The sequence below is a fragment of the Chitinophagales bacterium genome (genome assembly GCA_016787225.1).
GTDB lineage: Bacteria > Bacteroidota > Bacteroidia > Chitinophagales > JADJOU01 > CHPMRC01.
The window spans coordinates 15,059-27,049 of record JAEUUY010000011.1; the positions used below are offsets into that span (position 1 = coordinate 15,059).

General features: G+C 34.9%; 11 protein-coding genes. 5 read left to right on the forward strand and 6 right to left on the reverse strand.

From position 1 onward, the window contains the following. Positions 1-7 precede the first annotated feature (7 nt). Both JNL75_03160 and JNL75_03165 read right to left on the reverse strand, forming a co-directional pair. Positions 8-2,758 (reverse strand): TonB-dependent receptor, encoded by a 2,751-nt coding sequence (locus JNL75_03160; protein MBL7788818.1) that lies wholly within the window; start codon positions 2,756-2,758, stop codon positions 8-10. 164 nt (positions 2,759-2,922) lie between these two features. Further along, on the reverse strand, positions 2,923-3,837 hold the full coding sequence (locus tag JNL75_03165; protein ID MBL7788819.1) for a sphingomyelin phosphodiesterase: 915 nt from the start codon (positions 3,835-3,837) through the stop codon (positions 2,923-2,925). A 410-nt stretch (positions 3,838-4,247) separates the two neighbouring features. On the opposite strand from JNL75_03165, the gene JNL75_03170 reads away from it, so the two are divergent. After that, on the forward strand, positions 4,248-4,769 hold the full coding sequence (locus JNL75_03170; GenBank protein ID MBL7788820.1) for a mechanosensitive ion channel: 522 nt from the start codon (positions 4,248-4,250) through the stop codon (positions 4,767-4,769). Further along, entirely contained in the window at positions 4,766-5,488 is a 723-nt protein-coding gene (locus JNL75_03175) for a DUF2490 domain-containing protein (protein MBL7788821.1), read from the forward strand. The genes JNL75_03170 and JNL75_03175 overlap by 4 nt, the downstream gene beginning before the upstream one ends. A 101-nt stretch (positions 5,489-5,589) precedes the next feature. Here the strand turns inward: JNL75_03175 and JNL75_03180 are convergent, their stop codons facing one another. After that, positions 5,590-6,027 carry a universal stress protein gene (locus tag JNL75_03180; protein ID MBL7788822.1) on the reverse strand — a complete coding sequence of 146 codons (438 nt, stop codon included), beginning with the start codon at positions 6,025-6,027 and terminating at the stop codon, positions 5,590-5,592. Between the two features lie 158 nt (positions 6,028-6,185). Between JNL75_03180 and JNL75_03185 the strand changes: the two genes are divergently transcribed. From JNL75_03185 to JNL75_03195, 3 genes are all read left to right on the forward strand, one after another. Continuing rightward, positions 6,186-6,722 (forward strand): 3-hydroxyanthranilate 3,4-dioxygenase, encoded by a 537-nt coding sequence (locus JNL75_03185; GenBank protein ID MBL7788823.1) that lies wholly within the window; start codon positions 6,186-6,188, stop codon positions 6,720-6,722. A gap of 106 nt (positions 6,723-6,828) precedes the next feature. Further along, positions 6,829-8,172: a patatin-like phospholipase family protein gene (locus JNL75_03190; GenBank protein ID MBL7788824.1), complete on the forward strand. Its 1,344-nt coding sequence runs from the start codon at positions 6,829-6,831 to the stop codon at positions 8,170-8,172. Between the two features lie 26 nt (positions 8,173-8,198). Beyond that, a complete protein-coding gene (locus tag JNL75_03195) occupies positions 8,199-9,032 on the forward strand; it encodes an N-acetylmuramoyl-L-alanine amidase (protein MBL7788825.1) in 834 nt (277 codons plus the stop codon). Between the two features lie 5 nt (positions 9,033-9,037). Here JNL75_03195 and JNL75_03200 read toward each other — a convergent pair whose 3' ends face one another. Genes JNL75_03200 through JNL75_03210 form a run of 3 tightly spaced genes read right to left on the reverse strand, consistent with a single transcriptional unit; the run spans position 9,038 to position 11,983 of the window. Next, on the reverse strand, positions 9,038-10,510 hold the full coding sequence (locus JNL75_03200) for a hypothetical protein (GenBank protein ID MBL7788826.1): 1,473 nt from the start codon (positions 10,508-10,510) through the stop codon (positions 9,038-9,040). Continuing rightward, positions 10,511-11,455, reverse strand: coding sequence for a PAS domain-containing protein (locus JNL75_03205; GenBank protein ID MBL7788827.1), 945 nt, complete (start codon positions 11,453-11,455; stop codon positions 10,511-10,513). A 15-nt stretch (positions 11,456-11,470) separates the two neighbouring features. Next, on the reverse strand, positions 11,471-11,983 hold the full coding sequence (locus JNL75_03210) for a PAS domain-containing protein (GenBank protein ID MBL7788828.1): 513 nt from the start codon (positions 11,981-11,983) through the stop codon (positions 11,471-11,473). Positions 11,984-11,991 lie beyond the last annotated feature (8 nt).

The following is an 11,991-nucleotide window of genomic DNA, read 5'->3' on the forward strand; positions in this document are numbered from 1 at the left end:
TAAAGGTTTAAAAATTAAAGTTGATTCCGAGGCTAGCATCGATACCTTTTTTAAAGGTCGAAATCACAAGATCTCTACCTGGAAATTCTTGATAGCGCACAATATCTGGATTCAGTAGATTTCTTAAATTAGCAGAAATTGACAAGTTCTTATTCAATGTGTGTCGAGTGATTAAGTCTAAAGTAGCCACACCTCTCTCATAGGCATTTCCAGCTGTTTGTGCACCAATAGCATATAATCTATCGTGAAAATAATTTAAAACAACTGTTGCTTGAGATTCTACTGATTTGATTCTTGTTTTATAAGTTAAATCAACATTGAACACCACAGGTGAAGCTCCCTGAAGGGTAGTCTCAGTAAGTGAATATACGGTAGTCGTATAGCCTTTAGTTTCTCTGGTAGCCTTGTCGTTATTCAAATCTTGTCTAGAGTACAGTGCGCAAATATTAAATCCACCTGACAAGGCATATTTATGTCCAATGGTATCTTTGCTGTTCATTCGATCTATCAGCGTTTTCTTGACCTCTAGCTCTATTCCTGTCACCATAGCCATATCCCCAGAATTTACATACGTCATCTGCAACTGTCCAGTAGCTGCTTCGAATACTTTATTAATCGGGTTTTGAATCATTTTTCCAAATCCTGCAAGAGATATAAGCTCAGACTTGGTAGGAAAGAATTCCCATTTTAAATCGAAATTGTAATTGTCAGAAGAATATAAATAAGGATTACCTCTTGTATTAAACGTACTTATGTCGTAGTATAAGAATGGAGCTAATTCTTTGAATTGTGGAAGCGTATATGTTTTACTAAATGCGAACTTTAAATTTTGTTTGTCATTCATTTCATATTTTGCATTGACGAAAGGAAGTATTTTGAAATCTTCAAAAAATACATTATCCTTAGGAGGTCTATTGCCCTGTATATCCCAGTTTACATTTTGTCCTACTAAATCTACTCGAGCACCAGCAGCTACAGTGATTTTAGGAGTAAATTTATGCTCTATAGCCACAGAAGGAGAATGAATAGATAAATCCCCATCATAGATTTGTGCTAATACTCTACCTGCACTCTGTCTTTCTGCAAAGAGTCTATAATTATTATCTCCTGTACCGATATTACTTGCAGAGAAAAATCGAGAGATATCATCTGGAAATACAAATCCAGTAGGATTCTGAACGTTGGCTTTGAAGATATAGTCGTACTGTGTAAATTCGCGTGTCTTATATCGCAAGGTATATCCAAGGCTAATAGCAGTAATATCCTCATTGGATGCTGAGTCTTTTTTGAGGCTATATCTGCCCGCTAGACCTGCTGTGTAGTCTCTATCACTTAATGACTGATAATATGAACTCATATTTCCATCTTGATTGGTATTTATAGCCCATTGACCAGCTACCACTTGATACGCTTGGGTGAGTCTATCTGGTTGGTCATTACTAATGGCATTGAACGAAGCATTAGCTATAAATTGCAATCTATCATTGACTTTAAATTCATTTATCAACTGTGCTACATGCAGGTTACTGATATCCTTTATATTTCTTTTTCGCAAGGTGATATTACCATTGTTCCCATCCAAGCCATCATAGACATTAAACTGATTTGCTGCCGTTCGGAACACGAGATAGTTCAATTTCGTTTTCATTCTAGGAGACGATAAAACGGCATTGACCATCGCATTTTGGTTCACCGTATATACAAAACTTTCCTTACCTGCACTGTCACGAATATTTCCTTGAGCGTCCAAGAGCTGAGACATACCTTTGAAATGTTGGTATTTATTGCTAAAACTAGCCGTGCCGAATAAACTCAACTTGAGCTTTTCATTAAAACTATGTGACCATCCTCCATTGATGTTTAATTCTGCGTTTATGCGCGGTGCTGTTCTTGTGACATCATCCCACTGTCTGCTTACAAATTGACCATTGACGGTAGTAGGTATTTCTGAATTTTCGACATTGCCAAAAAATCCTACTCCATGACCTTTATTGACATGAGCTATGGCATTGGAGTTTAAACCTGCTTTGACACTGCCCGCTATAAAGGGCTTGCCATAATATTCTTTAGTAGCTATATTGATGGTAGCACCTCCGAAATCACCTAACAATGTATTATTATAAGTTTTACTAACTCCAATACTCTGTATAATATCGATAGGGAAGTATTCCAAAGAAATATTTTTAAACTCAGGGTTATCTGAAGGCAAAAACATTCCGTTCAACATCGTCGCATTATATCGATCTCCCAAACCTCTGACAAAGATTTGACTTGTTCCCTCTTCCTTTGAGATACCAGCCATTTTCACTATAGCCGCTTGTGCATCGGAAGCTCCTTTTCTACTCATCTCTTGTGAACCAATGATTTCTACGGCAGCTATACTCGCCTTCTGCTCAGCCAAGGTTGCCGTCTCCGATGATTTACTCTTAGCTCCTTTCACTTTTACTTCTTTGATTTTTTTGCCACCAGATTTAAGTGTTATATCTTTGGTCATACTCTCACCTGTCTGAATGTTTATAGATATGGTCTCCTTCTTATAACCTATGTAAGACACCACTATGGTATAAGTACCTCCATTAGGGAATGTAATTTTGTACTGACCATTCGCATCTGTTTTAGCTCCAAGTCCTGCTCCTTCTACTTTAAGCATAGCGGCAGGTATAGTTGCACCTTTATCATCTGCTACCTTTCCTGTCAACACAGTCTGTGCAGATAGCAATGTATAATTTAGAAATAAGAGTGTGAATAATTTTTTCATTTTAATTTCAATTTTTTCTGTTCAATTTTGACGGTGCAAAACTATAGTGGGTGTCAGACATAAATCGTTAAGCTATCGTTAGGGAATTGTTAAGAAGTTAAGTAAATGTTAATTCAACTTTATGTAAATGTTATGTTCACATTAGTTCACTATATATTCACATATTATAAATTAAATTCAGCTGAAATACCATAGTGGTCTGCCAAATCAATCTCTTTATTTCCGATTAATTTCTTTGGCTTTTCGATATTGATTCGGAAAATTCTCGACGTGAAATTGGCAAGGAAGTAATCCAAACGACAAGACTGTTTGTATTCTTTATTCCAGAAATTATCCTTGTCAAAACTATGGCTTGGCTTTTTGAAAAATTCATAAACCCAATCCTTCCATCGAAATTCTTTGGCTAAGGATTTATACTCCGCACTTTCCAAATCTTCTTCTATATTGAGATCGCCTACTACTAAAACTTTTTCATTCTCTCTCAGAACATACTTCTCTATGAGCTCTGATTGAATGCTCGCTAGTTGTTCTTTTCGAATATCCTGGTACTTCTTTGTATCATAATCTGCTTGTAAATGCGTATTGACGATATATAAATTTTGGCTATCCAATCGCACTTTGACCATAATAGCTCCCTTGGCGGTAAACATATCGGACTGGGATAACTTTCTAAATACGATATTTTCGATTTTTTCTAATCGGTATTTACTTAATATCATAAGCCCATTAGACAACTTAAACCAATGAGGGCGAACAGGCAAAATAGTGTGAGGGTATTTGTGAGCTAATCTCTCCTGAGCGGCATCAATAAATTTGTTGTCGAAGCACTCTTGTAATAAAACGATATCGTAATCAGTATTATTCATGTGCTCTATAATCCAATCTGTGCGCTCCTCTTGCATTTTTCGCAAACTGGAAGAAAAGATAGAGCCTATGCGGGGAACCATTTGTACATTCCATGTAAGGATTTTTAGTTTTCCCTCGTATGCTTTGGGATTAGCGGAGGCAGGAATAGGATTGGATGATTGAAAACAATTGGAGATGATACAGAATAAAATAAGTACGAACCACTTCTGCATAAGTCAAAAATTTTATGCAAAACTATGATGAGCTATACCCTAGTAGAGTTATACTATTCTTATAAATTGGTTAAGTAAATGTTATATGACAATGCTTTAGAAAGAAATAACTAACAATTGTTAAGCTCATTAGAGAATTTAAGGAAAAGATACTGAGAAGAGGACGCAGTCATTTATGTTGCAAAGGTTTTTCAGTAGTCTATAATAGAAATTATGTCAATTAGCTAATATCAGAATTCAAGCATAGAAAGAAAAAATGATAGTAAATTTGCATGTAGTCTAAGTAATATTCTCATGAAGTAATGTCTATATTTAAAACCTAAATGTCTTCTTTTATCAATACTACTATATGACAATGATAAACTATTGCTTAAAATTTTATAAACTAGACAGAAAATAAAAATAAAAAAATGGAACCATACAAAATACAAATTATAGAGACTATCACAGTGATACTTGGATATTTAGTGACTCACTTTGTTACGAAATATCTTGTAAACCACTCATTGAAGCAAACGCATTTGCAGCGAGGTAGAAGAAAAATGATTGTCAAAGCCGTTCATTTATTATCATTTATCACGGCCACCGTTTTATTAGCTGCTATTTGGGGGCTTAAACAGCATGAAATTGCGGTATTCGTAGGAACAATAATTACAGCACTAGGGATCGCATTTTTTGCCCAGTGGTCCTTGCTATCTAACATTACATCGAGCTTATTATTATTTTTTAATCATCCCATGAAAATTGGAGATTCTATAAAAGTTCTCGATAAAGATTATGCAATCGAAGGCGAAGTTGTAGATTTAACTTATTACTTTGTGCATGTAAAGACAAGTGAAGGCGAAGTAACAACGATCCCCAATTCAATTATTTTTCAAAAGTCAGTGACAGTGATTGAAAAGAAAAATATCTCTCATTCTATTGGCTCATGAGAAAAATATTATCTTTAGCATTCCTATTTACGTTCCTTACACATAAAAATACTGCTCAAAATTTCGATTTGGGTAGTTGGAATATTCTAAATTTAAAATATAACTACAATGATAAAATTAGCTTCTTTGGCGAAGCACAGTTGCGATCATTGCAGTTTTATAGCCACTTTCATTATTACGAATATAAAGGTGGTATAAATTACAAAATATATAAGAATGTAAAACTAACAATAGGAGCTGGAAGTTACCAGACCTACAGAGAAGGAGGCGACTTTGTTTTACCGAAAAACAATGATGAGTTTCGACTTTGGCCACAGATTACTTTGTTTCAATCGATAGCTTTTCTTAAAATAGAGCAACGATATAGAACAGAATTGAGATGGACATCCAATGGCTATCGCAATCGTTTCCGATATAGACTAGGTATTTCCTATCCATTTGGCAAGGATCGAAAAGATTATAAGCCGTATCAAATTAGCGTGAGCAATGAATTGTTTTTCTCAGACAATGAACCGTATTTTGAAAGAAATCGATTACTATTTGCATTGAATTATAAACCCATTAAATCAGCTTCTATACAGATTGGCTATTTACATCAATTTGACTATAAAATTATTGATGAAATTGGACGTGACTTTTTTATGATAGGTTTTTATTATGATATTTTCAGGAAGACCTCATCAAATGTAGAGCATGAAAATGATATTAAAGACCATTAATTTAGGAAAAATAGTTACTTAAAAAGAAAAATAACACTAAGTTGACTTTCTTCTAAGTTAAAAACCAAACCTAATAGTGTGAAGTATATCTGATATTTAAACTAAATCTTCACCATAAAGACAGGACAATCTGCATGTCTTAGCACGTCTTCTGCAATACTACCCATGAGCAGTCTTTTAAGCCCAGTTCGACCATGCGTGCCCATTACAACTATATCAATCTTTTTTTCCTTAATCACATCATTAATTTCATCGGTCATACTCTTAAGAAAAGAATGGTGAGTCGTAAAGGATCTTGTAGGGTATTTTTCTTTAAATTCCCCAGCCATTTTTTCAAGCTGATCTTTAGCAATATCTCTTAGCTCCTGATCCGCTTCGAAACTTACTGCTGAATCAGGACCCTGCACGGGTGAAATTAGCACACTGTGATGAAATAGGATTATATGTCCATGCTGTTCGGATAGCTTGACAGCTAATTCTACAATCTTAGAACTGGTGTCAGAAAAATCTACTGGACAAAGTATATTTTTAAAAGTCATATCAAAAAAATTTAGTTTTACAAATTTAATATAATTATCATCTAAGTCATAGTTAACTTTTTGATAATTGTGACTACCATCACAAATGAAGCCCATATCAAAAAACTTCTAGAATTTAAAGGATATTAGCTAAATTTACCTTTCATAAATTCGGACATATGCAAAAAATAGCTGCTCCCTTCAACCTTCAGCAATGGATTAATGATAATAGAGACCTCCTAAAACCCCCTGTAGGGAATAAAAATCTCTATATTGAAAGTGGCGACTATATAGTCATGATTGTAGGCGGTCCAAATGCTCGGAAAGATTTTCATTTTAATGAATCCGAAGAACTTTTTTACCAAATAGAAGGTGACGTTCAGGTCAATGTTCAAATGCAAGGTAAGGTGGTTGAATATAAAATCAAAGAAGGAGAAATGTTTTTATTACCAGCGAACATACCGCACAGTCCTATTCGCCCTGCTAATACGGTAGGTCTTGTTATCGAGAGAAAGCGGACTGCAGATATGAGTGATGGACTGTTCTGGTACTGCGAAAAATGTAACAACCCTTTAAAGTCGTACCGATTCTATTTGGAGAATATCGAAAAGGATTTCTTGCCGCGATTTAGAGAATTCTACGGTAGTGAAGAAATGCGTACTTGCAGCAAATGTGGTCATGTCATGGAAATAGATAAACGCTTCGTAGAGAATTAGTTTTGAAAAGATTTTTATGCTATATTTGTGCTAACATTAATTAGTACAAACTGCACAATTCTTTCGTTCGTAGCGCTGAAAGAATTGCAAACAAATAAGTTATCTTATGAGTTTTGATATACATTCTTTGGTTCATGAAGCAGACCAGTTATGGTCGAATGCTTTAGTAGAAAACCCACACTTGAAGGATAAAATTTATTCTGATTTTCGAGATAAAAACAATAGACAAATTATAGATCTCGTGCAAGAGGGTGGTGGCATGCTAGGCATAGGTCTGGTGGGCTATACCTATATATTAGAAAAAGCAGGATTGCGCATTTCTAGCTACGCTGGTGCCTCTGCAGGTGCTATTAATGCCACGTATCTAGCTTCTATTCCTGATACTATCTATGATAAAGAGCATGGATACAAATCGCTAGAAACATTGAAAATTCTTGCCGACACTGACATGTCTGCCTTCCTAGATGGCAATAGAATAGTTAAGTTTATTCTCAGAAACTCACTCAATGATTATGGCGTGTCAAAGCGTTTCTATTTATTCGTATTGTCTTTTATAGGTCTTTTTCTTGGCTTCAATTTGACTTTCTTTTATCTCACGACACAGATTAATACTTGGCTGGATATTTCCTATCCCCGAGTTATAACCTGGATAATGGGAACCTTAGGGGCCATGGTAACGGTTTTTCTTTTTTATAAAACGCTACGATGGATTTTAGGAGACAAAATAGGCCTAAATAGAGGGGATACATTTTTTAATTGGTTGAAAACGTATTTAAATTTAAATTCTGAAAAAATAATACTTGAAAACATTGATGGATTTCATCTAGGACAACCATCTCTAATTCAATCACGAAGAATAGTCCTTATCACAGCATCCTTATCCAATAAAAAATTAGTAAAACTACCAGAAGATGCTCATAATTATTTTGCGAATCAGGAAACTACTCACCCAGCAGAATATGTGAGGGCATCGATGTCCATACCTTTCTTTTTTGACATCTATTCACCATTAAAACCTAAAGATCCTGAAACCCCTGAGCAGTTTGTAGATGGGGGCCTGCTCTCCAATTTCCCAATAAGAGAACTCAATAACAAATCCTTAACCTGTCCAAGATTCCCCACATTTGGGGTTAAGCTGGGTCGCGAGGATTTGGACACAGAAGAAAAGAAAAAGAGTAAGCCACTTCTGTTTCACTATATAGGAAGCTTACTGAGTACCCTAAGATCATTCTATGACACAGAATTTCAAAAAGACAATTCTGAAGTATCTATGCTGATAGGCTATGTCGACACCAGAGATCCTAATCAGAATAACAAAGAAATAAATTGGCTCAATTTTGACATGAGTGACCGAGCAAAAAAAGTTCTTTTTCTTAATGGAGTCCGTGATGCCATTCAATTTCTCGTCAAGTTTGACTGGGAAGCGTATAAAGCATTACGCTGCAAATAAACTTTTCACATTTAAATCTAAACAGCATGAAAATTTCCAATCACAAACTCGTCGCTGAAGGTAGCGAAAAAATTTTTCACAATAGAAAAAGTCCAAACTTTAAGGACTATCAAACTGCAGATGGCAAACCAAAGGATCTGATTATACACTACACGGCTGCAGGTCTTTCTTCTACACTCAATACTTTTGAAACCATAAACAGTACCTCGGCACACCTCGTTATAGATCGCAATGGTGATATCTATCAAATGGTACCTTTTAACAAGCAATCCTTTCATGCGGGTTATAGCACCTGGGATGGTCTAGTAGCATTTAATAATAGAGCAATAGGTATTGAGATTATCAATTTTGGCTTCGATGTGGCAAAAGCGAATGGTTCTAGCGATATTGTCACCATGAAGCATAAACATAAATTTATAACACAAACACAATGGCAGAAATACCCTAAAGCCCAAATAGATGCATTAATAGCAGTAACCAAATCCTTGTTAGAGACTTATAATTTGCAAAAGATACTAGGACATGACGATATATCAGCAGGCAGAAAGCAAGACCCAGGACCTGCATTTCCATGGGACGAATATCGTACCGCTCTATTTGGCTCACCGAATAATATTGGTAAAATATTTAAAACGAATACCGATGGGGTAAATCTAAGGAAAAGTGATAGTGCCAATTCGGAAAGTCTAAAAAAACTAAAGATAGGATATGAAGTAGGACTCATAGAAACCTGGAATAATTGGTCTAGAGTCTATCTCTGCAATGACGCTACTGAAGTAGTATTTAAAGGAAGTAATGGTAAACAACAGAATAAAAAAACCATCGGATGGATACGAAGTGATTTGTTATCCATGAAATAAAGACATTAATAATATTCTATTTCCTTTCTTACTTTTCTTCCATCTATAAGATATAATTTTATGAGATAATAGAATATAAGCGCAAGAGCAAGTTTTATAAAGAAAATGAAAACATTGCTATATATATAGGGAATGAAAAATAAAATAGTAGAAATACAAATAAAGCACAATATCATAATAAAATAACGCATGTCGAATGGCCATATATTGAACTTTAGTTTGATAAAAATCAGTTTTGATAAATTATATAATATCAAAGATAGTGACATGGAAATGGCTACTCCTATTAAAGCCCACTGCGTAAATTTTAAGAACCATATCGTTGCAGCGATATTTACTGCACTTAATAAAAGAATAAAAAAAATATTGTATCGAATATATTTGGAGTAGGTAATGATTTCTGTATTAAAACCTGTAGAAATATTTACTAGAATTCCAATTCCTAGTATGGCCACAATCGTTTCAAACTGCTCCATTTGACTATACAACACACTATGGAAACTCGTAACCAAAGGCAATGATATCCAAACCAAAATAAAAACAAAAGAACAATAGAAAAAAGCATCCTTTGCAGATTTAATATACAAATCACCCAACTTGGCAGTATCACTATGATATATCAACGCTGAAATGGAATTGAGATTCAGCGCAGTAATACCAGTAGAAGGTATAGCCACAGCACTTGCAAGCAATGCTGCCATGCTAAATACCCCGTTGTGCTGCATTGTTAAAAACTGAGGAATTAAAAATCCGTCTATTCTAAATGCAAGATAGGATCCTATACTAGCCACTAGAGAATAGCTACTATATTTTATCAATTGTGATTTTGAAAAATTCTCAAAAAAATACAGCTCGCTGACTGAAAATCGTGGTCGCGTAAACTTAAGAATATACAGTAACATAACTACACTTATGACTATAAATACAAAAGCATAAGAAAGTAACAAATAGAAATAATTATCAACTTTAGATGAAAATAATATATAAAATAGTATAATCAAAACCAGCTTAGGAACTAGCTTTTCGAGATATACAGGGAGAGTGACTTTTTTGAGAAATAAGGCTTTAGATTTGAAAATTTCGATATAAGCCAATCCAATTCCGATGAGAATACCCATACAAAGCAGAAAGAAATCGGGAAGTGGAAATTCATAATTGATGGCAACAAGGACCAAGAATGAAAACAATCCCGTAAGCATTACCATTATAATTGAATTGCCGAAAAAGGTCTTGATATGATAAGACTCAAGAAGCGGTGTAAAGTTCACGAAAGCTTGTGCCAAACCAAATGATAGTATCGGGAATAAAAAATGACCTATGGATTCTATATAGCGTATTTCCCCGAAAAATTGTATATCAATAGGAAAAACAAATACAATAGAAAATAAAATTAGGAGATAACTAAAAACATTAGCAAGATTGTACCAAAAAATCTGTCCCCTATTCCTAAAAGAAAAAAAACTATCCTTGTTTTTCAATTAGCTCTTACCAAAGAGTGAACTCCAAAATCCTTTCTTATCCGACTTGACAGTGTCTCGACCTGTCATCAATAAGTTATCGATATACTCCTCATAGCTACGATTGCGTTCAGTGAGAAACCCTCGCAGATATCGTTCACTAGCATCCATGTCGGTGGCTTTTTCGATGTTGAGTAGTTTGGCGTATAGTGGCTCTATATGATTCTCTACGACATTTTTACTGACTCCAGTTTGCACTCCAGTTATTACTTTAATATCCGAATTTTCACCTAAGGTCAGGGTATAATTACTCAACAACCAGTAAAATCTTCCAGACTTAGCCCGATTCTTAACAATAATAGGAACTGGTTTTAAATCCTTTATTGATTGCCATAAAATTTTAAAAATGACTTTTGGCATGTCAGGATGACGAAGAATATTATGACTCTTATTGATAAGCTCCGCCTCGGTATAACCACTTACTAATGTTAGCGTTTCATTGACATAGGTAATCGTTCCAGTAGCATCGGTTTCCGAAACTAATTTCTTCGTTTTATCCCATGGAACGACAAGGTTGGAATTTTCCATGCGCTCTTCTTCCGCTGCTATACCTTGATTCAGTATATTCTCAGCCTCTTTGAGCAATGCTACTATAGACTGGGATGTAGCTTCTAGATCCAAATAAATATCTTCCGCAAGAGCTATTTCACCTATTTCTTTCAACTCATAGATATCTTTGGCCAACTTATGCAGTTTGATTTGTTTGATTTCAAACGTTTTCATCGGTTCTAGATGTCCAAATTCATCCTTCCCTTCATTATAATACCAAATCCCTAGTCGGCTATTTTGGTGTGAGACTAGTTCATCGCGCTCTACCTTTTCTGTTCCATTGAGGAAATTACGCATCTTATTTTTCCAAGCCATATGATAGGCCTTCAAATGTCCGAAATCAACTCTATTGCTCATTAGGATATAATTATTTTATGCAAGAATACTTTGAATTAACTCATGATAAGTGGTGTTGTTTTGCTTTAAAAAATTTAATAGAAATGCTTCACTTTGGGCAGTTCCTTCGGCTATCTCTATTTCCAAAAGCTTCTTATATAGACCTTCTACTTTTGCCACCTGTCCAGTAGTTACACCAGTTCGCACAGAAAAATAATATCGCTCTCCGTCTGAAATCAGAGTTTTAAACTGTGCCTGTACCCAATAGTATTGACCTGATTTTGATTTGTTTTTCACTATTGCACTAATAGGTTGACTATTTTTCAAACAATCCCATAAAACTTTGAATAAAACTTTAGGCATATCGGGATGTCTTACAATATTGTGATTAGAGCCCATTAGCTCCTCATCAGTGTATCCACTTACCTCACAGAAACCTTCGTTGCAGTATTCAATGATACCTCTATGGTCTGTTTTACTTAAAATAGTGGTTTTTTTATCCCAGTCTACTTCCTCGTCTATAACCTCGCTAGTTGCAGTTCTTGCCATACAATTTT